Origin of the sequence: Caballeronia sp. LZ032, from assembly GCF_031451315.1 — a bacterium.
Classification (GTDB): Bacteria; Pseudomonadota; Gammaproteobacteria; order Burkholderiales; family Burkholderiaceae; genus Caballeronia.
Genome location: NZ_JARUXP010000005.1, coordinates 36,710 through 58,258, shown reverse-complemented (window position 1 = coordinate 58,258; position 21,549 = coordinate 36,710). Strand labels below are relative to the sequence as shown.

At 62.1% G+C, this 21,549-nt stretch carries 22 protein-coding genes and 1 pseudogene; 13 read left to right on the top strand and 10 right to left on the bottom strand.

The features are described from left to right. Positions 1-791: 791 nt before the first annotated feature. Both QCE69_RS39630 and QCE69_RS34805 read left to right on the top strand, forming a co-directional pair. A pseudogene (locus QCE69_RS39630) lies at positions 792-974 on the top strand (ribonuclease domain-containing protein); the annotation flags it as partial. A 7-nt stretch (positions 975-981) separates the two neighbouring features. Continuing rightward, entirely contained in the window at positions 982-1,362 is a 381-nt protein-coding gene (locus QCE69_RS34805; RefSeq protein WP_309935496.1) for a barstar family protein, read from the top strand. Positions 1,363-1,551: 189 nt separating this feature from the next. Here the strand turns inward: QCE69_RS34805 and QCE69_RS34800 are convergent, their stop codons facing one another. After that, the gene (locus tag QCE69_RS34800) at positions 1,552-1,752 is read right to left on the bottom strand and encodes a hypothetical protein (RefSeq protein WP_309935495.1); all 201 of its coding nucleotides are present in this window, start codon (positions 1,750-1,752) and stop codon (positions 1,552-1,554) included. Between the two features lie 197 nt (positions 1,753-1,949). Here QCE69_RS34800 and QCE69_RS34795 point away from each other — a divergent pair, with 197 nt between their 5' ends. From QCE69_RS34795 to QCE69_RS34780, 4 genes are all read left to right on the top strand, one after another. Further along, positions 1,950-2,318, top strand: a complete 369-nt coding sequence (locus tag QCE69_RS34795; protein ID WP_309935494.1) for a hypothetical protein — start codon at positions 1,950-1,952, stop codon at positions 2,316-2,318. A gap of 119 nt (positions 2,319-2,437) precedes the next feature. Then, on the top strand, positions 2,438-2,668 hold the full coding sequence (locus QCE69_RS34790) for a hypothetical protein (RefSeq protein WP_309935493.1): 231 nt from the start codon (positions 2,438-2,440) through the stop codon (positions 2,666-2,668). Further along, positions 2,668-3,090, top strand: coding sequence for a hypothetical protein (locus QCE69_RS34785; RefSeq protein ID WP_309935492.1), 423 nt, complete (start codon positions 2,668-2,670; stop codon positions 3,088-3,090). Before QCE69_RS34790 ends, QCE69_RS34785 begins: the two co-directional genes overlap by 1 nt. A gap of 440 nt (positions 3,091-3,530) precedes the next feature. After that, complete coding sequence (locus tag QCE69_RS34780; RefSeq protein ID WP_309935491.1) at positions 3,531-5,321, top strand: ShlB/FhaC/HecB family hemolysin secretion/activation protein; 1,791 nt, start codon at positions 3,531-3,533, stop codon at positions 5,319-5,321. A gap of 125 nt (positions 5,322-5,446) precedes the next feature. Here the strand turns inward: QCE69_RS34780 and QCE69_RS34775 are convergent, their stop codons facing one another. After that, on the bottom strand, positions 5,447-6,340 hold the full coding sequence (locus tag QCE69_RS34775) for a LysR family transcriptional regulator (RefSeq protein WP_309935490.1): 894 nt from the start codon (positions 6,338-6,340) through the stop codon (positions 5,447-5,449). A 105-nt stretch (positions 6,341-6,445) separates the two neighbouring features. Here QCE69_RS34775 and QCE69_RS34770 point away from each other — a divergent pair, with 105 nt between their 5' ends. Then, on the top strand, positions 6,446-7,561 hold the full coding sequence (locus QCE69_RS34770) for an NADH:flavin oxidoreductase (protein WP_309935489.1): 1,116 nt from the start codon (positions 6,446-6,448) through the stop codon (positions 7,559-7,561). 12 nt (positions 7,562-7,573) lie between these two features. On the opposite strand, the gene QCE69_RS34765 is transcribed toward QCE69_RS34770, so the two are convergent. After that, on the bottom strand, positions 7,574-8,566 hold the full coding sequence (locus QCE69_RS34765) for an AraC family transcriptional regulator (RefSeq protein WP_309935488.1): 993 nt from the start codon (positions 8,564-8,566) through the stop codon (positions 7,574-7,576). A gap of 112 nt (positions 8,567-8,678) precedes the next feature. Between QCE69_RS34765 and QCE69_RS34760 the strand changes: the two genes are divergently transcribed. Next, entirely contained in the window at positions 8,679-9,218 is a 540-nt protein-coding gene (locus QCE69_RS34760) for a carboxymuconolactone decarboxylase family protein (protein ID WP_309921825.1), read from the top strand. Between the two features lie 82 nt (positions 9,219-9,300). After that, positions 9,301-10,701, top strand: a complete 1,401-nt coding sequence (locus tag QCE69_RS34755; protein ID WP_309935487.1) for an FAD-dependent oxidoreductase — start codon at positions 9,301-9,303, stop codon at positions 10,699-10,701. Positions 10,702-10,759: 58 nt separating this feature from the next. Here QCE69_RS34755 and QCE69_RS34750 read toward each other — a convergent pair whose 3' ends face one another. After that, positions 10,760-11,611: a LysR family transcriptional regulator gene (locus QCE69_RS34750; RefSeq protein WP_309935486.1), complete on the bottom strand. Its 852-nt coding sequence runs from the start codon at positions 11,609-11,611 to the stop codon at positions 10,760-10,762. Between the two features lie 134 nt (positions 11,612-11,745). On the opposite strand from QCE69_RS34750, the gene QCE69_RS34745 reads away from it, so the two are divergent. Beyond that, on the top strand, positions 11,746-12,618 hold the full coding sequence (locus QCE69_RS34745; RefSeq protein WP_309935485.1) for a DMT family transporter: 873 nt from the start codon (positions 11,746-11,748) through the stop codon (positions 12,616-12,618). Between the two features lie 17 nt (positions 12,619-12,635). Here QCE69_RS34745 and QCE69_RS34740 read toward each other — a convergent pair whose 3' ends face one another. The 5 genes from QCE69_RS34740 to QCE69_RS34720 all read right to left on the bottom strand — a co-directional run bounded on the left by QCE69_RS34740 (position 12,636) and on the right by QCE69_RS34720 (position 17,814). Next, positions 12,636-13,511 carry an MBL fold metallo-hydrolase gene (locus QCE69_RS34740; RefSeq protein ID WP_309921814.1) on the bottom strand — a complete coding sequence of 292 codons (876 nt, stop codon included), beginning with the start codon at positions 13,509-13,511 and terminating at the stop codon, positions 12,636-12,638. Then, the gene (locus QCE69_RS34735) at positions 13,508-14,890 is read right to left on the bottom strand and encodes an MFS transporter (protein ID WP_309921811.1); all 1,383 of its coding nucleotides are present in this window, start codon (positions 14,888-14,890) and stop codon (positions 13,508-13,510) included. The genes QCE69_RS34740 and QCE69_RS34735 overlap by 4 nt, the downstream gene beginning before the upstream one ends. 29 nt (positions 14,891-14,919) lie before the next feature. Then, positions 14,920-15,936, bottom strand: coding sequence for a succinylglutamate desuccinylase/aspartoacylase family protein (locus tag QCE69_RS34730; RefSeq protein ID WP_309935484.1), 1,017 nt, complete (start codon positions 15,934-15,936; stop codon positions 14,920-14,922). 119 nt (positions 15,937-16,055) lie between these two features. Continuing rightward, positions 16,056-16,931, bottom strand: a complete 876-nt coding sequence (locus QCE69_RS34725) for a LysR family transcriptional regulator (RefSeq protein ID WP_309935483.1) — start codon at positions 16,929-16,931, stop codon at positions 16,056-16,058. Position 16,932: 1 nt separating this feature from the next. Then, positions 16,933-17,814, bottom strand: coding sequence for a helix-turn-helix transcriptional regulator (locus tag QCE69_RS34720; protein ID WP_309935482.1), 882 nt, complete (start codon positions 17,812-17,814; stop codon positions 16,933-16,935). 107 nt (positions 17,815-17,921) lie between these two features. Here QCE69_RS34720 and QCE69_RS34715 point away from each other — a divergent pair, with 107 nt between their 5' ends. Continuing rightward, positions 17,922-18,563, top strand: a complete 642-nt coding sequence (locus QCE69_RS34715) for an HD domain-containing protein (protein ID WP_309935481.1) — start codon at positions 17,922-17,924, stop codon at positions 18,561-18,563. Between the two features lie 30 nt (positions 18,564-18,593). Then, the gene (locus tag QCE69_RS34710; protein WP_309935480.1) at positions 18,594-19,178 is read left to right on the top strand and encodes a carbonic anhydrase; all 585 of its coding nucleotides are present in this window, start codon (positions 18,594-18,596) and stop codon (positions 19,176-19,178) included. Between the two features lie 22 nt (positions 19,179-19,200). Here QCE69_RS34710 and QCE69_RS34705 read toward each other — a convergent pair whose 3' ends face one another. After that, a complete protein-coding gene (locus tag QCE69_RS34705) occupies positions 19,201-20,847 on the bottom strand; it encodes an ATP-binding cassette domain-containing protein (RefSeq protein ID WP_309813179.1) in 1,647 nt (548 codons plus the stop codon). 183 nt (positions 20,848-21,030) lie between these two features. Here QCE69_RS34705 and QCE69_RS34700 point away from each other — a divergent pair, with 183 nt between their 5' ends. Continuing rightward, on the top strand, positions 21,031-21,549 hold the full coding sequence (locus QCE69_RS34700; RefSeq protein ID WP_309935479.1) for a cytochrome P460 family protein: 519 nt from the start codon (positions 21,031-21,033) through the stop codon (positions 21,547-21,549).

Here is a 21,549-nt window from a genome sequence, read left to right as displayed (position 1 = left end):
GGTCATTTCTTATTGCAGGGCTATGCCGATTAGCTTTTAAGCTCGGTGAAAATGAATCAATGTTGGTAATTGGCGTGCCGTTGTTTCTGATGTTTTTTTGTTTTTGCGAAGCATCTTCCGAAGCCATTACGAAAGGCTGGCATGCTGAGCGATGACCCTAAGAAATTTGGTCCTTGGTTTAAGTGAACTGGAGACGTCTCTATGCGACCCTGCAGACTGCGTGCGTAGTCTGGGGAACGGCCATTGGATGCGGAATAATGCTCGCTATGCTAATTACCGGAGCATGTCGCTTTGCATTCGGTCTTGAGGAAAAGGCGGCAATGCTCTTTGTGTTCAGTCCTAGCTGCCTGGGGCTAATCTTCTATTGGGTGAGAAGGCTGCCGCCGCGCCTAAGAAAGGCTGGCATGCTGAGCGATGACCCGGAGAAATTTGGTCCTTGGTTCAAATGAACTGGAGGCGTCTTTACGCGACGGTTCAAATTTTGACAATGGTCTCGCTTGCTTCAACGATTGGTGCTGGCTGTTGGTCCTTCCTCGTCGCGGGTCTATGTCGTCTGGCCTTCGATATGAATGAGAATCTTGCGCTTCTGTCGATAGGGGTGCCGTTATTTCTTGTGCTCTTCATTTGGCTTGAAAAAACTTTGCCAAGCCATCTCCGCAGGGCTGGGATGCTAAGCGACGACCCTGAAAGCTTCGGACCTTGGTTCAGATGAACTGGAGACGTCTCTACGCCGTTAATCAGATACCTAGAATGGGGGACCCCCATCATCGCGAAATGACGGTAGCACCTTCAATAATCGGCCAGTTGACGGAGCGCATCTTTTATCGGCACAGTCCTCCGGATACTACACGGAGTATGTAGTTCCTACTTCGGGCGCGAATGGGCCAGGGCTTCAGCGTCTTGTGGTAGGCAAGAACGGAGAGATGTACTACACCCTGGACCACTATCAGACATGTGTGCCAATAAGGAGGTAAGAAAGCTATGACGATCAAGGAAGCCTTTGTCTTTGTGGACAATGCTAATCATTTTAATGACGAAAACGCTCTCGTAGGTCGGATTGACGAATGTTTGCGGACCCCGAAGGAACTGTTCGACGTGCTTTATCAGTCGCTGTCGTTACCAAGTTATTTCGGGTTTAACTGGAATGCGCTCTTCGATTGTTTGAGAGACTTCCATTGGATTAGTCAGGAGCGAGTCATCATCGTGCATGAACGGTTGCCTGAACTTGAGTCGTCTGAGATGAGGATTTATCTTGAAGTTCTGCACGATGCAATTCTAAATTGGCAGCCAGGAGAGGAACATTCTGTACAGGCGGTCTTTAACGCATGCGATCGAAATAGAGTTGAAGCGTTAATGGCATAGGCAAGAGACAAAAAGTTAACTTCGATCGGTGGCGCATGCGATCAACAACGCGTACTCGGAAGGCAAAACTATCAGCCATTCCACGAGCACGGGTAATTAGCGCGCGGCGACCCTGCACGCGATCGCGGCCGCGGGGAATGCGACGATGGCCGTCGCCGGCGCGCTGATGCAGAACCCGAGCATTGCCGTTCAATTAAGCGTCGAGTCGAGCAACAGCCGCAGCGATTCGAGCGAGGCGCAGACGATCCACCGCGGCTCATCTATGAACGCGGGCGGCGCGACTGCATTCGTGGCAACGGGCGACGGCACGCCCGGCAGCGGCAATCTGAACATCGCCGGCTCGAACATCAGCGCAAACGACGTGTTGCCGGCGCTCACAGGCGCGGTCATCGCTGGGGCGGATAACGCAGCGAAGAACAACCTGTCGACCGGTACGCTGACGTTCGCTGACGTCGGCAACCACTCGCGTTACTCGGCGAACAGCATCGGCGGATCGGTGGATCTGTCGCCGGGTCCGAGTTCCGACAAGGCTGTCGGCACTGCTTCAGTGCCGGGATCGGGCGGGCTGATGCCGATGATCAGCCAGCATGAGAGCGACGACACGCAGCGCGATCAGCCCAGGCAAGATCACGCTCACCGATGGCGCTCAGCAGGCGCAGGACATCGCGAGCTTGAGTCGCGACACGACGAACACAAACGGCATCGTGACGAGCACGCCCGACGTGAACGAGATACTGAACCAACCGGCCGACACGATGCACGCCGCGCAGGCAGCGGGTCAAGTGATGGCGCGGAGTATCGGCGCGTATGCCGATATGACGCGCGAAAGTGCGCTCAAGGACGCAAAGGCGACGAAGGCGCGCGGCGACCTTGACGCCATGCAGACATTTCTCGATCCCGTCGATTCGTGGGATGAAAGGTGGGAGCAATCGGGTGGCGCTCCACGTGATTGGTAGTGGTCTGATTAGTGGCCTTGGCGGTAGTGGCATCGGCACGTTCGTGTTGTGATCGAGCCCGCCAGCAAAGGTGGTGGAATCGTTACAGCGTTTCCAACAAATGTTCGCAGAAATCCGAAATGACGATGAAACTAGAATGCTACGCCGAGATTGAGCGATTGATGCGTGAATCGCTCACACAAGTTGAGGGCAAGTTCGCCGATCAAGACCGCAATGACGTTGCGGAATACATTGAATTCGGAGAGTACGGTGTGGCTTATGAACTCCTTACCTGCATTCCTGATAAGCAGCACATCGCCTACCCAGATGTGTTGAAAGTCGCCGGGACAATGATGGGAATCAGCAGTTAATGGAAAAACGAACCGGGCTTTTCCGGGTTCGTTGTTTGTGGCTCGCTCAAGCGGGCGTAATGATGATCCAAGGCAGGTTTAACAATCGCACAGCTCTGCACGTGGGCGGCGGCGGTTTGATCGTAGGCTCGGGCGTCGGCGGCGCAGCGGCCAGTGCGGCGGGCGCCGGCATGCCGTGTTACATCGCGAACCATACGCAGCATCTCGCGGAGAGCATTCAAGATGCGACGGGCTCGGAACTCGCCGGCAATCTGGCGGGTAACATGCTCATCGGACTGAGCGAGAACGTCTCTGTGTTTTGCATTGGTATGTCGCGCTTCCTGCTTCTGCTAACAGTCTTTGTTCGGTACTTGCCAGCTCACCTTCGCAAGGCTGGCATGCTGAGCGATGACCCTGAAAAATTTGGTCCTTGGTTCAAATGAACTGGAGACGTCTCTATGCGACCCTGCAAACTACGAGCGTGGTCTGGGGATCAGCCGTTGGCGCCAGCATCTTCTTCGCGATGCTGGCGACCGGACAATGTCGGCTAGCGTTCAAGCTAGACGAAGGACCTGCAATGCTAGTTCTTTTCTGTCCGCTGTGCCTATTGCTCGTGGTCTACTGGGTTAGAGCATTGCAGCCCCGTCTACGAGCAGCTGGAATGATCAGTGACAATCCCAGCCGCTTTGGACCTTGGTTCAGGCATTGACACCGCGTGCCGCAAAAAGCCGATGGTTGCGCCTGTTCGATCAGCACTTTCAGACATTGCTTGTTACGTGCTCAACGCCGCTTCGTTAAAGTAGTTCTCGCGCATCCCACGGAAAGCGCGACCCCGAACTCTTTGCCTCGCCGCGCGCCCGGTTTACCAGTCCGAACAAGCCACATGAAGGTAATCAACCGCCTGACGGCCCTTCCCCTCACCGCCCTTGTGTCATTCGCCAGTCATGCACAGCAAGCTCCGGCGATCGCGGACGAAGCGGCGGCCGTACGCGCCAACGCCGAGCAAAACCAGCAGGTACAACAGCAACGCGAAGCGCAGCAACGTGACGCGGCCATGCGCGCGCCGGTCGTGCGCTCGACGGTGCCGGCGGTCACGGCCTATCCCGACTTGCCGCACGAAGCGCAGTGCTATCGCATCGACACTTTCGCGTTGATGGTCCCGGATACGCTATCAGACAACGCGCGCGCGCAAGGTGCATCGGCGTTGCCGTTCGATCCCTTCGCATTCGCGCGTGAGTGGGCCGAGCACTACCGCGGACAATGCATCGGGCACGATGGTATCGCGGTGCTCACGAAGGGTCTGCAGCAGGCGATACTAAGCCGTGGCTACGTGACAACGCGGGTGCTCGTGCCCGAGCAGGACATCGCAAGCGGTACGTTGTTGTTCGCGCTCATGCCCGGCGTGATTCGCGAGATTCGTTTTGTTGAACCCGTCACGTGGGCCTCGTGGCGCTCTGCGTATCCCGCACGGCCGGGCGACCTGCTCGACGTGCGTGCGCTTGAGCAAGGCATCGAGCAGATGAAGCGGCCCGCGAGTCAGGACGCCGACATGAAAATCGAGCCGACCGACCGGCCCGGCGAGAGCGACATTCTGATTTCGCTCAAGCGCTCGAAGCCGTGGACGCTCGTCGCCTCGATCGACAATTCCGGCAGCCGCGCAACGGGCAAACTTCAAGGGAATGTCAGCCTCGGCCTGGACAACCCGCTCGGGCTGAACGACGTCCTGACCGTCGGCGCGTCGCAAGACCTTTACTTCGACGACAAGGGACTCGGCTCGCACGGCTTCACCGGCTCGTATGCAGTGCCGTGGGGCTACTGGACGGCGTCGCTGTTCGGCTATTCGAGCACGTACTACCAGCAGATCGCGGGCGTCGCGCAAACCTTCGTGTCGAGCGGCAACTCGCAGACGGCAGGGATCAGAATCGCGCGCGTACTGCGGCGTTCTCAGAGCGACGTGCTCGGGGCCTATGTGCAGCTCTCGAAGCGGTTCGGCGCGAGCTTCATCAACGACACCGAGATCGAGATCCAGCGCCGCAATAACACTTTCATCGAGGCCGGACTGACGGACCGGCACTACTTCGGCGGCGCGCAGCTTGACGCCTCGCTCGGCTACCGGCAAGGCGTGGGCGGCCTCGGTGCGACGCCCGACCCGGCGCCAATTCCGCAGATTCCGGCGGCCTCGACGAGCCAGCCAGGCGGCCCGACCTATCGCTACCGGATGGCTGTGCTCGATCTCAACCTCTCCATGCCGTTCGTTCTGGCGGGGCAACCCGTGCGCTACGTGACGAGCTTCCGCGGCCAGTACTCGGCTGATCGGCTGTTCTACGTCGACGACCTCGCGATCGGCAGCCGCTACACGGTGCGCGGCTTCGACGGCGCGCAGATGCTCGCGGCCGAACGTGGTTTCTACTGGCGCAATGAGGTGCAGGCGCCGCTCGGACAGACCCGCCAGTCTCTTTACACCGGCGTCGACTATGGGCGGGTTTTCGGGCCGAATACGGCGTTTCTGGCCGGCACGCAGTTGGTCGGCGCCGTGATCGGGATCCGCGGCGGCGTACCGTTCAACGCCGGCGGTTTGAGTTATGACCTGTTCGCCGCCACGCCGATCCATAAGCCGGCGTCGCTTGTCACGGCGCACGTCACGTTCGGTTTTCAGCTGACGGCGCAGCTTTAGGATGTTCGAGACGCGTGGTGTCTCGCCTCAACACGATAGTCGGTCCCGGCCTGAAGCCGTATCGGGCGTCGCGCCCCGCCGTCGAAAGTCACGGAAAGCGCAGGCTGAAAGAAACCTGTGCCCCCTCACCCGCCCTGCGCAGCCAGCTTCGAAACCTCCCCTTGCAGGGCAGCAAGAAAAACATTCACCCGATTCGGCACATACCGCCGGCTGGGAATGACGGCCCACACCGACAGTTCCTCCATCGCAGCGTCCTTCAGCCGCACCTCAACGAGCGAATGATCATTGAGCTGCCTGAAGACGTCCCAATAGCTCAACATCACCAGCCCGAGCCCTTGCACGGCTGCAGTCCGCGCCGCTTCCACGCTGGTCGTCGCCACAGGCCCATCAATGCGCTTGCGAATCCGCACCCCATCGACGATGAGCGGCCACATTCCCACCGAATCGAGTCGAATGCAGCGGTGCTGCTCCAATTCCGCCGAATTCGCAGGCTGCCCATGCCTCCGGATATACCCAGGCGACGCACAGATCATTCGTGGATTGGGAACCACCAACCTGGCCACCAGTTCCGAATCCTCCAACGGCGCAATCCGCAATGCAAGATCAAGCCCCTGCCCTACGATGTCCAGCTGGCGATCGGACAGATCGAGATCGACACGAAGCTCCGGATTCGCTTCCAGCAGGCCCGGAAGCATCGGCAACACGACGGATTGCCCGAATCCGCTCGGCGCCGTGATGCGCAACACGCCGGACGCCTTGCCCGGCAGCGGACTCAGGTCGGCTCGCGCTCCCGCTTCGGCATCCACCATTGCCTGTGCATAGGGGGCAAACGCCTCACCCTCGGCTGTCAAGGTCAGTGAGCGAGTCGTCCGATGAAACAGACGCACGCCCAGATCGTCCTCGAGCACGGCAATCCGGCGCGACACCTGCATGGGCGCCACATTCAGCTGACGGGCCGCCGCAGAGAGGCTTCCCGCCGAAACAACGGCGAGAAAGGTTCGTATGTCAGGAAGGAACATCGTTTATATCCGGAAGTGTTACGGCGGCTTCACGCTTCGAGCTCTGTTTCCTGCGACGGGCGACGCCTACCATGCAGTCACCTTCCCCACCGAACGAGCAGCGACATGAACCACTCGACCTCTGCCATCCATTCCCCGTATAGCGGCAACGGCATCGCGGTACGTAACCGCATCGCCGTGGCTCCAATGACGCGCATCACGGCCACCGAATCCGGACATCCGACGCAGACCATGTTCGACTACTACAAGCGCTTCGCGATGGGGGGCTTCGGCCTCGTCACAACCGAGGGCATCTACACCGATCAGGCGTTCTCGCAAGGATACCGGTTCCAGCCGGGCCTGGCCGACGACGAACAGGCAAAAGCGTGGTCGGCGTTCACGCACGACATGCGGAAGCACGGCACCCCTGTCTTTGCCCAGCTCATGCATGCGGGCGCGTTGAGTCAAGGCAACATCTATCGGGATCACACGGTGGGGCCGTCGGCCATTCGCCCGACAGGCGAACAGATGCAGTTCTACTTCGGTCAGGGGCGTTATGCCGAGCCGCATGCAATGACCGATACCGAGATCGACGAGGCCATCCAGGGCTTCGTCAGTGCGGCCCGACGTGCCGTGAATATCGCGGGCTTCGCGGGCGTGGAGATTCATGGCGCCAACGGCTATCTTCTCGATCAGTTCCTCACGGAAGGTACGAATCATCGCCCCGACCGCTGGGGTGGCGACACGAAGGCTCGGGTGCAATTGCTCGTCGATGTCGCAACGGCCGTCAAGCGCGACATCGGAGAGGCTGTCCCCGTGGGTATCCGGATCTCGCAAGGCAAGGTCAACGACTTCCATGCGAAGTGGTCAGGCGGCGAGGCGGATGCCGAAGCGATCTTCAGCACCCTTGCCGATGCAGGCGTCAACTTCATTCACGTCACCGAGTTCGAGGCCTGGCAGCCGGCATTCGAAGGCACGCATGAGAGCCTTGTCACACTGGCACGACGCTACGCGCCTGCCGTGACGATCATTGCGAACGGCGGCTTGCACACGGCGGAGCGCATCGAAAACGCACTGATGTCAGGAGCGGATCTGGTGACGGTCGGACGCGGCGCACTGGCGAATCCCGACTTGCCGAAACTGCTCGAACGCCACGGCGAGCCGCGGTCATTCGACAGTTCCATCCTCCATCCTGTCGCCAGCATCAAGCCTGAAGAACTCGCGATGCAGACCGTAGCGTGAGAGCGTGTCAGTCTATTGCGCCTCCGCTGACGGGGGCGCCGCGCGTTGCTTCTCTTGCTGCGCACGCCGCCAGTCCGCCGGCGTCATGCCGAGGCGCTGGCTGAACGCACGGCGGAACGCGGCGACCGACTGATAGCCGACTGCTTCGGCCACGGCCTCAGTCGAAACGCCGGGCCTCTTCAGTTCGTTGGCCGCCAGCGCCATGCGGATGTCCGTCAGCAGGTCATTCGGCGAACGGCCCAGCTTGTCCTGGAAGTGCCGGATCAAGGTCGCACGCGACATGCTGCAAAGGCTCGCCAATTCAGGCAGCGTCCATGGCCGAGCCGGGTCGCCGGCAATCGCGGCGAGCGCGGGAGAGAGACGCGGATTCCCCGCGACCGCGAGCAGACCGACAGGCGCCTCGCCCGACTCGCTCGCCACGCGCAAGGTCAATGCGAACAACGCCGCCGACAGCGCGTTCATCATCGCAAACCCACCCAGATTGTCCGCGCTGGCCTCTGCTCGCATGAGCGCCACCAGACCGTTCAACTGCTCCTGTGCGCCATGCGTGCCGTCGCCAACGCTATTGTTGACGGGCGACGTACGCGTGACGAGGCGCGCGGGCAGATAGGCACTGATCAGCCTGTCGTGCGGCGGCGCGAGAATGATCCGCCCGCAAAGCATGTCCAGCCGGGGTCCGCTTCCCTTGTTCTCGCTGATGGTCAGATTCATGGCGGCCCGCTCGCGTGCACGCTTCGGCCGCGCACCACTGCCGTCGCGCAGCGCATGAGCGGAGCCGTGGGCCAGCATCACGATGTCGCCGGCCGTCAGTTGCTGCGGTGTGCCGCGACCCGGCGTCTCCAGCACGGCCGACCCGCTGAGCACGATGTGATACGGCATCTCTCCCGGATCCGACTCCCCGTAAATCACTTCCCAGGGCGCGCCATACGAGCAGCGCAATTCGAGTTGGCCGCGCACGGTCATCATGCCGAGCAAGCGGCTCAGCCAGTCTTGAGAAAGTGCCATCACCACCTCGAGTGAAACTTTTGAGCATCTTATTGCGAATTTAACGACTCAACAAGCTCGCCAGCCAAAACTACGATGGAGGCTCCTGATCACCACTGACGAGGTTCCAATCATGAGTCGCATCGCCATTCCTGCAATCGGTAACGCCACCGGCGCCACCGCTGACGTGTACGAACGGGTTCGCAAGATCGCTGGCGGCGGCGTGCCGAATCTGTTTGCGGCACTCGGCCATCTTGCGCCGGAAACCTTGAACGCTGCACTCGACGCCGAGGGTGCGCTGGCATCGGGCAGCCTGAGCAAGCAGGACCTGGAAACCATCAAGTTGCTGGTGAGCGAGCAGACAGGCTGCGACTACTGCGTGGCCGCGCATGTGATGCTCGGCAAGATGACCGGCCTTGCGCCCGAAGCGCTCAAGAAGATTCGCGCAGGTCAGCCAACCGGCGACGCACGCCGCGACGCCCTCATCCGCTTCGTGCTGAATCTGCAGACGACACGCGGCACGATCCCCGAAGCCGAACTTTCCGCCATTCGCGCAGCAGGTTACAGCGATACGCAACTTGCCGAGATCTCGCTGGCGATCGCCATGACGATCTTCACCAACACCTTCAACCGCATCAACGATACCGACGTCGATTTTCCGCGAGTCGGTTGACACGCTCATCCAACGTGCGCACAGGCGGCCCGGGCTCGAGCCGTCTGTCCCGCACTCATCCATCGCAGGCTTGGAGAACATCATGTCTCAAATCGAACAGTTCGATACGTTGATCCTGGGTAGCGGTCAAGGCGGCAAGCTGCTGGCCTGGCATCTGGGCCGATCCGGTCAGCGCGTGGCGGTGGTCGAGCGTCAATGGGTAGGCGGATCATGTCCGGCGGTCGCTTGTTTGCCGAGCAAGAACGAAGTCTGGAGCGCGCGCGTGGCTCACCTCGCGCGCCATGCCGCCGACTTCGGCGCGATCACGGGCCCGGTCGACATCGACATGACGAAGGTCCGCGATCGCAAGCAGAAGATGGTGGAACGCGAAGCCGCGTTCCACGTCCAGGCGTACGCCGAAAGCGGCGCCGAGTTGATCATGGGTGTTGGCCGGTTCGTCGCACCGAAGACGATTCAGGTGCAGTTGAACGATGGCGGCACGCGCACGCTCAGCGGCAAGCAGGTCGTCGTGAACGTCGGGACTCACGCGGCCATTCCCGACATAGCGGGACTGCGCGCGGCCGAGCCGCTGACGCATATCGGCGCGCTCGATCTCGACCGCGCGCCCGCACACCTGATCGTGCTGGGCGGCGGCTATATCGGCGTGGAGATGGCGCAGGCATATCGACGCTTCGGCAGTCGCGTGACCATCGTCGAGCACGGTGCGCGACTGATGGCGCGCGAAGATGCGGACGTCGGCGCGGAGATGCTGCGCATCCTGCGTGCGGAAGGCATCGACGTGGTGCTGGAAGCCCGGACCCTCGGCGTCACTGGGCGATCCGGCACACAGGTCCGGGTGACGGTGCAGACGCCTTCTGGCCAGCGCGAACTGGACGGGAGCGACATTCTGGTTGCCACGGGTCGCGTTCCCAACACGGCGGACATCGGGCTGGAACACGCAGGCATACAGCTCGACGAGCGCGGATACATTCGCGTGAACGAACGGCTGGAGACGTCGGCGCCCGATGTGTGGGCTATTGGCGAGGTCGCGGGTAGTCCGCAATTCACGCATGTGTCGGTCGATGACTTCAGGATCGTGCGCGACAACCTCGCCGGCGGCGATCGAAGCACGGCGGATCGCCTGATTCCGTACACGCTGTTCACCGATCCACCGCTCGCACGCGTCGGCATCAACGAAGGCGACGCGCAACGACAAGGCGTTCAGGTGCGGGTCGCGACACTGCCGATGAACAACGTGCTCAGGACCGAAGCTACCGACGAGACTCAAGGCTTCATGAAGGTCATCGTCAGCGCGAGCGACGATCGCATACTGGGCTTCACCATGATCGGCTCCGAAGCGGGCGAAGTCATGGCGACGATACAGACAGCGATGATCGCAGCGCTTCCCTACCCCAAGCTTCGTGATGCCGTGATCTCTCACCTGACGATCGCCGAAGGACTCGGGCCGCTTCTGTCGAGGGTGCCTGCACGAGCCGGCGAGTGAATGAAGCGTAGTCAAGCGCATGGTGCCCGACGCGCATCATGCGCCGCACTGCCCCGCTCTAAAGCCGGAACTGCTGCCGTAGCGCCGACATGAGCAGGTCGATCGCCTCGGTCGCGCGTCCGGTGTCATTGCGCATCAACACGACTTCGTGGTCGCCTACAGGTGGAAGGCCGTCCAGCACGCGCATGTCCGCCGTGACGCGTGCACGGTCGAGCAAGGTCACCGCGAGCCCGGATTCCACGCATGCCTTGATGACGTGCGTCGATCCGCTTGCGAGCACCACACGCCACTTGCGCCCCGCGGCTTCCAGTGCCTCTGTCATCGCCAACCGGTAGGGACAAGGCTCGGCATAGAGCGCCAATGGGACTGGACGGGTATCGTCGAGAGCAAAGGTCGGACTGCCGACCCAGACGGGCGTCGTGAGGGTCAGTACGTGCGCGGATCTGCTTCGGTGCGCGGGTTGAACGAAGATCGCCACGTCGAGCTTGCCGCGCGCGAGTTGATCGCGAAGCTTGTAGCTCGGCGCGGCCATGACTTCGAGCACCACGTCAGGCCAGCGGGTCGCGAAGTCCGGCAGGATGTCGTGAATCACATGAGCCGCATATTCGTCGGGGATGCCGAGCACGACGCGACCCGCCAGCCGCTTTCCCTTGATCTCGTCGACGATCCGGTCGTGAGCCGCCAGCAACTCGCTCGTGCTCGACAGCAGCCGCTTGCCCAGCACGGTCAGCGTGACCGACTGGTTGTCCCGCTCCAGCAGCCTGCCGCCCGTCGCCGCTTCGAGGCGCTGGATGTGCAGGCTCACCGCCGCCGGGCTCCGGTTGACGTGCTCAGCCGCGGCCCGGAAGCGGCCCAGCCGCGCAACCGCATGAAAAGTCCGCAGCAGTTCGATGTCTAGCACCGTGGTCATCGCAAGGTCCCGGGTGATTTAACGTTCTTGAACGACCGGATCAGTATATTTTAATTTTCGAAACGACAGCGGCGCGCTAATGTGGGCGCATGGAGACCACCTGTACGAACGAACGCGCATCGCAACGAAACTCCGTGCCGCTTCCGTTGCTCGAAGCGGCGATGGTGCTCACATGGAGTTCGGGCTTTATCGGCATGCGGTTTTCGGCGGATTACGCGCCGGTCTATCTGGTCACGTTATGGCGCTTCGTCGCGCTCTCCATCGCCCTGCTTCCGTTCGTGGCGCGAGAGATGCGGCGCACCGCGCGGCCCGTGCTGGTCCGCCAGGCCTGTATCGGCGTATTGGCGATGGCGGGCTATCTTGCAGGCGTCGCGGGCGGCGTTGAGCTTGGCGTGCCCGCCGGTCTTGCTGCGCTCATCGCGGATCTGCTGCCGGTGGGAGTGGTGCTGATTTCCACTTGTCTGTTTCGCGAGCGGAGTCCCGCTATCGTCTGGGCGGGCCTGGGACTCGGTCTCTCGGGGACGCTGGTCGTCTGTCGCGATGCTCTTTCGCTCGGTCAAGCGCCTGCATGGGTCTATGCTCTGCCGGTCGCGGGAATGCTGTCGCTCGCGGCGGGCACCGTCTGGCAGCAACGTTCCTCGCGTGACGGCACCCTGAGTCCGCTCGGCATGCTCTGGTTGCAGAGCGTCGTATCGTGCCCGATCTTTGTCGCGTTGCAGGCATCTCAAGGCCCGATCACCCCGATCCTGTCCGCCGGGTTCGCCGCGAGCGTCGCGTGGACGGCCATCCTCGCGACCCTCGGCGGCTGCGGCCTTTATTGGGCATGTCTGCGGCGGTCCTCGTCTGCGCGCGTAACGAGCGTGCTGTTCCTGAGTCCGCCCGTCACGCTGATCTGGGCACATGTCATGTTCGGCGAGCCGCTATCGTGGCTGATGGGATTGGGCACGCTGATGTCCGGCGTGGGAATACTTCTTGTCGTCAATCGCCGCAGCGGCAATGCCGCCTGACCGGACATGACATTCGTTCACGCATAACGCCACTCGAATCCTTGCGCGGTTCGCGTCACGGTTCCCGCTGATGTCTCGGCGAAATGTGCTGCGAATACGGTGGCGCCCGTCTCCGCTGCATGTTCCAGCAGACGCCTGCGCGAGGCACGCGCCTGCTGCCGGTCGAGACAGAACATCGAATCCCATTCCGGTCGATGCACCTGCACCGCACTGTGCATCACATCGCCGGAGAAGAGCGCCGTTTCGCCGCGCGAACGGATCTCGATCGCCATATGCCCGCTACTGTGGCCGAAGGTCGGCAGGAAGCGGATGCCGTCGAGAATCGCATCGCCCTTGTCCGGTACGACACGCGCCTGACCGGACTCGATGACGGGAAGCACGCTGTCCTCGAACACCCTGCGGCGCGATTCGCCTTCGGGCCCGAGCAGAAAGTCACGTTCTCGCTCGCCGAAGACGTACGACGCATGCAGAAACACCGGCGCCCAGCGGCCGTCCTGCCAATGCGTATTCCAGCCCACGTGATCCACATGCAAATGCGTGAGCAACACGTAATCCACCTTGTCTCGCGAAAAGCCCGCTGCTTCGAGTCGTTCGAGCACGGGGTTGTCGAGCATGTCGAACAGCGCGCTGAATGGCCGCGACTTGCCATTGCCGATTCCCGTATCGACGACGATCGTCATGCCATCGATTTCGACGACCCAGAGATGGGTCTTCAGCGGCACGCGCGCATGGGCGAGGTCGAGCGTGTCAGGGGAGAAGCGCTCGGCCAGTGCTCGTCCGTGGTCCGCATTCCACGCGGGAAACAGCAGGTCCGGAGCGAGCGCGAAGCGGGTTTCATCGACACGCGTGATGGTCGCCGCGCCGACATGATGGACTTGCGAAGCGGGTTTCATGGCCTGTCGTCCTCCTGTTGGCAATGTGAAAGCCTGCCTGTCACTCTGCGAGTTGCCACCGCATAGAGCATGGCGCTCGCAAGCGCCGATGCGCCGCCGACGATCGCCAGCGACATGCCGAGGCTGGCGCCCGTCGCTCCCAGACGCTCGTTGAGATAGCCAACCGACAGCGGCCCCACACCGCCGCTGATCGCATTGGTCATGAAGACAAGCAAGGCAAGCGAACGGCCCCGCATGCGATTGGGCATGGCGATCTGCAGCGGCACGGGCGCCAGTCCCATCGCGATACTGGCCGTCAATGCGCTGACGCCATAGAGTACGAGTGCAAGCTCGCTGCTGGCGACGAGCGGCATCGCAATGGCGGCAGGCGCCAGCAATGCAACGGCGCATGCGGAGAAGCCGAGCACCTTGCGCAACGCGGTGTCGTCGGTGACGCGGGTCGCGAGCAGACCCGCACATCCGACGCCGAGCATGCCGCCGATCATGTACGCGGGCGCCGCCATCTGTCCGACTACTTTCGGTGCGAGGTGAAACTGCCGCATCAGCAAGGTCGGGAACCACGCGGCATGCGAATAGAACAGCGTGATCAGCGCAACATAAGCCGCAAAGTACGGCAGGCAGAAGCGATTGCGCACAAACAGTTCGACAAGGACGTCGCGCAGCGAGGGCATCTCGTCGTGCCTATGCGCGCCGTGCGGGCCCGCCTCGCGTCTCGCCGGTTCGCGGACCGTGAACGCCACAAGCGCGGCCAGCAACAGACCTGGCAGACCGACTGCAACGAACACCGCTTGCCACGGCGCCAGGCCGTGTGCACTGAGCCATGCGTTGCGATGATCCGCCGCTGCCGACAACAGCATGCCCCCGCCGAACAACGCAGCGCCGCCGCCGACGTACGGCCCGAGCATGAAGACGCTGCTTGCGCGCGCGACACGGCGGGGTGCAAAGATATCACTGAAGATGGACAGCGCGGCGGGGCTCAACGCGGCCTCTGCGACTGCGGTTCCCGCCCGCGCGACGAGCAGTTCCGTGAAGTTGCTCGCGAAGCCGCACGCCGCCGTCGAGATTGCCCAGATCGCGATGCATGCAGCAATGAGCTTGACGCGGTTGCCGCGATCGACGAGGCGCGCGACGAACACACCTGCCGTGGCATAACAGATCGTGAACGAAAACCCTTGCAGCAAGCCGATTTGCGTATCGGTCAGCGCAAGCGACTGCTTGATGGGCTGCACGAGAATGCTGACGACCTGGCGGTCCAGATACGAAAACGCGAAGCAGACGAAGAACAGCAGCACGATATACACGGGATGGCCCACGCTGACGGCGGGCGTCATGCGTGCGGCGTCGGCAGCGGACTGGCTCGACATGGAGTGATCGCTCATATACGGTTCCTGGGGTTGATGAGCCTGGCTCAGTCGGCATTCGTTTCGGAAGCGAGCAGCGCGATGCAGTCGCCGGGTTCGACGCGTGCAAAAGTCCGCAGGCACATCACGATGCCATCGCCACGAAACGCGAGATCGAGCGGGGCCTGCCACGGGCGATGCGGATCGAACAGGCGTCCGGCGAGTTGACCTTCGCGCACCTGATCGCCGAGCCTGAACGCCGGTTCGAAAACACCGGCAAGCGGCGCGAACACGTAATGGCGTGCCCCGTCAACTCGCAGAAAGCGCGTGTTGCGGGGCGCCGCGACCGCGGCATCCGGTATCACGCCCAGCCGCTGCAACACGCGCTGCAAGCCGCTTTCCACAAGCGCAAGGTTCGCCGCATCGCAGCCGGCATGTCCACCGAACTCCCCGCACAGGAACAGCTTGCCGTGACGTTCTGCAGCCGCTGCCATGGTGCGGTCCTCGCCGAGCAGGTCCATGATCATCGTGTGCGGTGCGCCGAATTCACGGACCAGATCCATATACAACGCGCGCCGTTCGGGATCGGCGGGCGGCGACGCAAGCAGCGTCGGTGCGTGTTCGAAAGATGCGCCGCCGGCATGCAGGTCTATCGCGACATCCGCGCGCGACAGCAGTTCGGTCGCCACGTAATGCGCGATCATTTCCGTAGGCGAGCCGTTGCGCGCGCCAGGGAACAGCCGGTTCAGGTTGCCGCGATCGATCGGCGACGTGCGTGTGCCGTTGATGAAGGCCGGAAAGTTCAGCGCGGGAATCACGATCAGGCGGCCACGTATCGACATGGACGGCATGTGCTGCATCAGCTTCATCAGTGCGACGGGGCCTTCGTACTCGTCGCCGTGATTACCGCCTGTCAGCAGGATGCTCGGACCCGTGCCGGCGCCGGCGTTGAGCACGGCGAGTGGAATGGGCACGTGTCCGTATGCCGAGCGGTCGTGTGAGTAAGGCAGACGCAGCGTTCCCGTCTGGAAGCCCGTTCGTTCGAAGTCGACGTCGGTGGCGATGAGCGAGGCGGATGTGGACATGGCGCGATCGGTAAAGAGCTGGGGTGTCTTTACTATCGGCGATGAAAAAACGTCCGGCCAATGCCGTTTTCTGCGGCGAGTGATGCTTCCCAGGCATCACTCGCCGAACGGTCGAGCCACTAGCCCAGCAGTTCGACGAACCGCCTCAGCGCGGGATTGCCTTCCTGCGCGATGAAACAGAATTCGAGCGGCAAGGACACGGAGAGATCGCGCAATTCGACGAAGCGCACACGCGCGGGCGGCCGGTCGCGATTCGCGGCGTTGACGATGGCCGCGCCCAGTCCCGCCGATACCAGCGAAAGAATCGCCGTTTCCGTCGATGCCTCCTGGCGGATATCGAGCGTCAGTCCCCGTTCGGCGCATGCGGAAAGCAGGCGGTCGTAATAGGCGGGATAGACGCGGCGCGGAAACGCGATGAACGGTTTGCCGGCGAGCTCCTGCGTGTCGACGGCGCCCGCGCTGCCCTGCGGCCATGATTCCGGCACTGCGAGCACGACGCTCTGGTCGAGCACATGCACGCTCCCGATGCCTTCCGGCAGCGCGCCGAAGCGATAGGCAAACCCGCCGTCGAGGCGTCCCGCCGCCAACGCATCGAGCTGTTCAGGCGTGTTCATCGGCGTAAGTTCGAGCGCGACATCCGGGGCGGCCTGTTCGAATTCGCTCAGCGCCCGCGAAACGATGCCGCTCCACGCAGCGTTCTCGACAAAGCCGATACGCAGATGACCTTGCACGCCGGACGCGATGCGGCGCGCGAGGCGATTGGCGGTATCGACGCGCGCGAGAATGTCGCGCGCCTCGGAGAGATACGCGTCGCCTGCCGGCGTCAGCTTGAGGCCACGCGATGTCCGCTCGAACAGCGTTGCGCCAATCGCGTCTTCGAGATCCTGGATTTGCCGGGATATCGCCGGTTGCGTCACATGCAGGTGCTCGGATGCGGCCCGCACGCTGCGCAGCTCCGCGACCGCGATGAAATAGCGAAGATGCCGAAGCTCCATGTCATTTCCTGCCCGATCCGATAGTTTCGTTTTGCGAGCCGCCAGCGCTCAACTCCCGCTCCATCAGCGCCCGGTGCAAGCGCTCGGTTTCAGCATCGACCGGCAGCATGCACTCCAGCCTCAACTCCTGCCCGGCGACGGTCTGCGGCGTTCCAACCGTGGTAACCATAGAAAAGAATCGCAGCGTCCGACCGTCTTTGGTGAGCGCAAGCGGCACAACAGGCGACGTCATCACCGACTCGAGCCCTCGTGGGTTCTTCCATTCCGCAGGCACACCGGGATAGCCGAGCAAGCTCTCGAGCAACGCGAGTGTCTGCTCGTCCACATGCCGCCCCACTGCCTCGCGATACACGCGCTGAATGAGGCTGATCGCCAGATCGTTCCATCCCGCGATATGCGGCCGAAGCCGCGCGGGATCGAATATGGCATGCAGAATGTTATGCGGCTCGCCCCAAGCCGAAGCATTCGTGAAGCAGTTGAACAGGCGCGGCAGTGCATCGTTGGTCATGAGCACGTTCCAGTAGCGGTCCATGACCACAGCCGGATACGGTTCCGCGTAATGCAGCATCCGCTTGAGCGCGGTCGTCACGCCCATCATGTCCTCGTCTTCCCAAGTGCCCTCCGGATACATCGGTGCAAAACCCGCCGAGAGCAACAGGCTGTTGCGATCCCGCAAAGGAATATCGAGCGATTCGGCGAGATCCAGAAGCGTGTGCCGGCTTGGAGAACTCCGGCCACTTTCGATAAAGCTGATGTGCCGCTGCGACACGCCGCTCATCAGCGACAGGTTCAGCTGCGTGCATCGACGAACATCGCGCCAGTATCTGAGCAACTCGCCCGTGCCCAATCGGGTATTCCTGGATGCCGGATTCGCTTCGACCATCTCGATCTCACTCCGCGTTGACTGGGCGCCTTGATTACCCGCCGGGTAATTGAGAGGACCACCGTGAAAACGCCAGAATGGCGGGCACGTATTGTATTGAGGATGCAATGGAAGAACCCGTCACGATCGGCGCATTCACCGCTCCGGATTCAGAACATACGCGCCACGCCAGGGCGCTCGTCGAGCGAGTCCATTCAAGGGCGATGATGGCACATGTCCATCGCACCTGGTGGTTCGCGGAATATCTCGGACATAAACGCGGTTTGAAGTATGACCGCGAGGTGGTGTATCTCGCATCGCTGTATCACGACCTCGGTCTGACTGAAGAACATGCCGCGGATCAACGCTTCGAAGTCGATGGCGCCGACGCCGCAAGCCGGATCCTGCTCGCAAACGGCTATCCGGAAGCGAAGGCGGATCTCGTCTGGGACGGCATCGCAATGCACTCCAGCGGCGGCATTGCCGAACGCAAGCGGCCGGAGATCGCATTGATTTACCTCGGCGCTCACGTCGATGTATTCGGCATGTTCCTCGACGAAATCACGCCGTCTTTCGTGGACGACGTGCTGCAACTGTATCCCCGCGACGGCTTCAAGCTGGCCTTCCAGCAGGCGCTTGCCGAGGTCGCCCGAAAGAAGCCTCACATGGCGATCGGCACGGGACTCGCGGACGTCGCACGGCGTCACGTGCATGGCTTCGACTGCCCCAACGTGTGCGATCTGATCGATCACGCACCCTTCGAAAGCTAGCCCTCACTCTTCCCGTTCAGGAGCAGCAGCATGACCGCCCGGTATAGCGAATACGAATTCAGGACCCAGCCCTGGTTCGATCAGGACGATTTCAAGGGCTTCAATCAGGCCATCCCGATGAAAACAATGGTGATCTGCTGCTTCGACCCGCGTGCGAGCGAAGTCCCGCAGATCGTGGCCGAACACTTCGGCGACGAGGTCTGGCCCGGACAGAATATTCTCGACGAACAGGGCAACAGGGTCGGTCACACGCGCACGCTGTTCGCCGTGTACTGTGCCGCGGGGCGCGCTGCATCGGCATTGCAATCCGTCGCGACCATGGACTATCTCTTCAATGTCCAGAAGGTCGTCGTGGTGCATCACTCCTTCTGCGGCGCGACGGGTTTCAGGCCCGACCAGCTGATCGGCAAGTTCCACGCGTGTCATCACGCCGACATCTCAACGATGTTCGATCACGAAAGTCTCGCGATCATGAACTTCGAGGATTCCCTCAAGCACGATGTGAAGCTGCTGCGCGACAGCCCCGCCGTGCCCAAGCACGTTCAGCTATACGGCTTCTTCCATGAAATGAACGGCGCCGATCTGATCGAAGTGGTGCGCGACATTCCTGCCTGAAACAAGGCCTGTCGCGTTACGTTCAGGCCGCCTCTTCGCGCATCCGCCGCGCTTCCTCGCGCAGGAACTGCTGGTAATCGTCGAGATCCCCGTCGAAGGGCTCGACGCCGCCCTTGGTGACGAGCCAGAACTCGTCGCATACGGCACGCAAGAGCGATCGATCGTGACTGACCAGCATCACCGTGCCTTCGAACTCGTTGAGCGCCATGCCCAATGCTTCGCGCGTGGCGAGGTCGAGGTGATTGGTCGGCTCGTCGAGCAGCAGCAAGTTGGGACGCTGCCACACGATCATGCATAGCACGAGGCGCGCCTTTTCGCCGCCGCTCATCGTGCCGACCGCCTGATGCACGGTGTCGCCGCTGAAGTTGAAGGTGCCGAGGAAAGTGCGCAGCGATTGCTCGGTGCCGCTCTGGCCGGGCGCGCGCAGATGCGGCGGCGTGTCCCGGGCAAGACGGATCATGTGTTCCATCGGCGTGTCGAGCGGGCGCAAGACGTCCAGTTCCTGCTGCGCGAAGTAGCCGATGTTCAGGCCCTTGCCCTCGCTGATCTCGCCGGCAATCGGCGCCAGCTCGTGCGCCAGCGTCTTCACCAGCGTGGACTTGCCCTGCCCGTTGGCGCCAAGAATGCCGATGCGTTGCCCGGCCAGCACGGAGCGGTTGATGCCTCGCACGATGACCGTCGGCGCCGTGCCGGTCTGCGCCGGATAGCCGAAGCTCGCCTCCGACATTGACAGCAAAGGATTCGGAACATTGAGCGGCTCCTTGAATTCGAACGTGAACTCGGCGTCGGCCAGGACGGGGGCGATCTTCTCCATGCGTTCGAGCGCCTTGACCCGGCTCTGCGCCTGCTTTGCCTTCGAGGCCTTGGCCTTGAAACGGTCGATGAACTTCTGCAGGTGGGCGATCTTCTCCGCCTGCTTCGCCATCGCGGCCTGCTGCAACTCGAGCTGCTCTGCGCGCATGTCTTCGAACTTGCTGTAATTGCCGCCGTAGCGCACGAGCTTCGCATTGTCGACGTGCACGGTCACCTGAGTCACCGCGTCGAGGAATTCCCGATCGTGGCTGATGACCACCAGCGTGCCCTGATAGCGCTTGAGCCATGCTTCCAGCCAGACCAGCGCGTCGAGATCCAGGTGATTGGTCGGCTCGTCCAGCAGCAGCAGGTCGGACGGACACATCAGTGCGCGCGCGAGTTGCAGCCGCATGCGCCAGCCGCCCGAGAAACTGTTGACCGGCTGTTCGAGCTGCGCAGCCGTGAAGCCCAGCCCCAGGATCAGCGCCTGGGCCCGTGCGGGGGCATCGTGTGCACCGGCGTCGTGCAAGGCCATGTAGGCGTGCGCCATGCGCATGCCGTCGTCGTCGGCCTCGGCGGCGGTGACTTCGGCCTGCGCGGCGAGCAGCAGCGTGTCGCCTTCGATGACGAAGTCCGTTGCGCTCTGCTCCGTTTCCGGCATGTCCTGCGCGACCTGGCCCATCTTCCATGCAGCCGGAATGGAGAACTCGCCGCCGTCTTCGTGCAGCGTGCCGTTGAGAAGACCGAAGAAGGACGACTTGCCGGCGCCATTGCGGCCAACCAGACCAATCTTCTCGCCGGGAGTAAAAGTGACGGATGCGCGGTCGAGAACGACATTGACGCCGCGGCGGAGCGTGACATTACGGACGGAAATCATAAGAGGCAACTTCGGAGGGGACAGGCATGATAGCCGACCGGGCGTACCGACCGGTCAAATTCCTGACTTGCGCCTGGGCACCGAATCACGGGTGCACCGCGGCCTGACCTTGACAAGGGTGGATCGCAAGACTAGTTTCGAACCGGCTCGAACGGTGCGCCTTCGCAGCGGAGAACCCTTGAGATGACTCGACACCTGATCGCCCTGACGTTGATATCGACGTCGCTCGCCGCTTCGTTTCCGCTATCGGGCACGGCCCAGGAAAGCACCTCGCCGGTGTTCGGCGTTGCGCTTCCTCCAGGCTATCGCGACTGGCAATTCATCAGCGTTGCGCATGAAGCCGGCAACAACAACGATATTCGCGGCATCCTCGGCAACGACATTGCGATGAAAGCGCTCAGGGAAGGAAAGCTGCCCTTCCCGGACGGCTCCATCATCGTGCGGCTCGCCTACGAGTATGTTTCATCCGATCGAAACAACGCCATCTTTGGCCGTGAACAGTCGTTTGTTGCAGGCGCGCCCACCAACGTCCAGGTCGAGGTCAAGGACTCGAAGCGCTACGCGAGTACGGGCGGATGGGGCTATGGGCAGTTCGAGAACGGCAAGGCCAATCCTGGCGTGAAGATCATCAATAGCTGCTTTGCCTGCCACGCGAAATTGCCGGCCGCCGCGGACCAGGTCTTCACGACTTACTCGAAGTAG

Bases quoted from the DNA above. Each gene is read 5' to 3' on its own strand.
- QCE69_RS34805 (WP_309935496.1), top strand. From the start codon at position 982: ATGACGATCAAGGAAGCCTTTGTCTTTGTGGACAATGCTAATCATTTT.
- QCE69_RS34800 (WP_309935495.1), bottom strand. From the start codon at position 1,752: ATGACCGCGCCTGTGAGCGCCGGCAACACGTCGTTTGCGCTGATGTTC.
- QCE69_RS34795 (WP_309935494.1), top strand. From the start codon at position 1,950: ATGAGAGCGACGACACGCAGCGCGATCAGCCCAGGCAAGATCACGCTC.
- QCE69_RS34790 (WP_309935493.1), top strand. From the start codon at position 2,438: ATGACGATGAAACTAGAATGCTACGCCGAGATTGAGCGATTGATGCGT.
- QCE69_RS34785 (WP_309935492.1), top strand. From the start codon at position 2,668: ATGGAAAAACGAACCGGGCTTTTCCGGGTTCGTTGTTTGTGGCTCGCT.
- QCE69_RS34780 (WP_309935491.1), top strand. From the start codon at position 3,531: ATGAAGGTAATCAACCGCCTGACGGCCCTTCCCCTCACCGCCCTTGTG.
- QCE69_RS34775 (WP_309935490.1), bottom strand. From the start codon at position 6,340: ATGTTCCTTCCTGACATACGAACCTTTCTCGCCGTTGTTTCGGCGGGA.
- QCE69_RS34770 (WP_309935489.1), top strand. From the start codon at position 6,446: ATGAACCACTCGACCTCTGCCATCCATTCCCCGTATAGCGGCAACGGC.
- QCE69_RS34765 (WP_309935488.1), bottom strand. From the start codon at position 8,566: ATGGCACTTTCTCAAGACTGGCTGAGCCGCTTGCTCGGCATGATGACC.
- QCE69_RS34760 (WP_309921825.1), top strand. From the start codon at position 8,679: ATGAGTCGCATCGCCATTCCTGCAATCGGTAACGCCACCGGCGCCACC.
- QCE69_RS34755 (WP_309935487.1), top strand. From the start codon at position 9,301: ATGTCTCAAATCGAACAGTTCGATACGTTGATCCTGGGTAGCGGTCAA.
- QCE69_RS34750 (WP_309935486.1), bottom strand. From the start codon at position 11,611: ATGACCACGGTGCTAGACATCGAACTGCTGCGGACTTTTCATGCGGTT.
- QCE69_RS34740 (WP_309921814.1), bottom strand. From the start codon at position 13,511: ATGAAACCCGCTTCGCAAGTCCATCATGTCGGCGCGGCGACCATCACG.
- QCE69_RS34735 (WP_309921811.1), bottom strand. From the start codon at position 14,890: ATGAGCGATCACTCCATGTCGAGCCAGTCCGCTGCCGACGCCGCACGC.
- QCE69_RS34730 (WP_309935484.1), bottom strand. From the start codon at position 15,936: ATGTCCACATCCGCCTCGCTCATCGCCACCGACGTCGACTTCGAACGA.
- QCE69_RS34725 (WP_309935483.1), bottom strand. From the start codon at position 16,931: ATGGAGCTTCGGCATCTTCGCTATTTCATCGCGGTCGCGGAGCTGCGC.
- QCE69_RS34720 (WP_309935482.1), bottom strand. From the start codon at position 17,814: ATGGTCGAAGCGAATCCGGCATCCAGGAATACCCGATTGGGCACGGGC.
- QCE69_RS34715 (WP_309935481.1), top strand. From the start codon at position 17,922: ATGGAAGAACCCGTCACGATCGGCGCATTCACCGCTCCGGATTCAGAA.
- QCE69_RS34710 (WP_309935480.1), top strand. From the start codon at position 18,594: ATGACCGCCCGGTATAGCGAATACGAATTCAGGACCCAGCCCTGGTTC.
- QCE69_RS34705 (WP_309813179.1), bottom strand. From the start codon at position 20,847: ATGATTTCCGTCCGTAATGTCACGCTCCGCCGCGGCGTCAATGTCGTT.
- QCE69_RS34700 (WP_309935479.1), top strand. From the start codon at position 21,031: ATGACTCGACACCTGATCGCCCTGACGTTGATATCGACGTCGCTCGCC.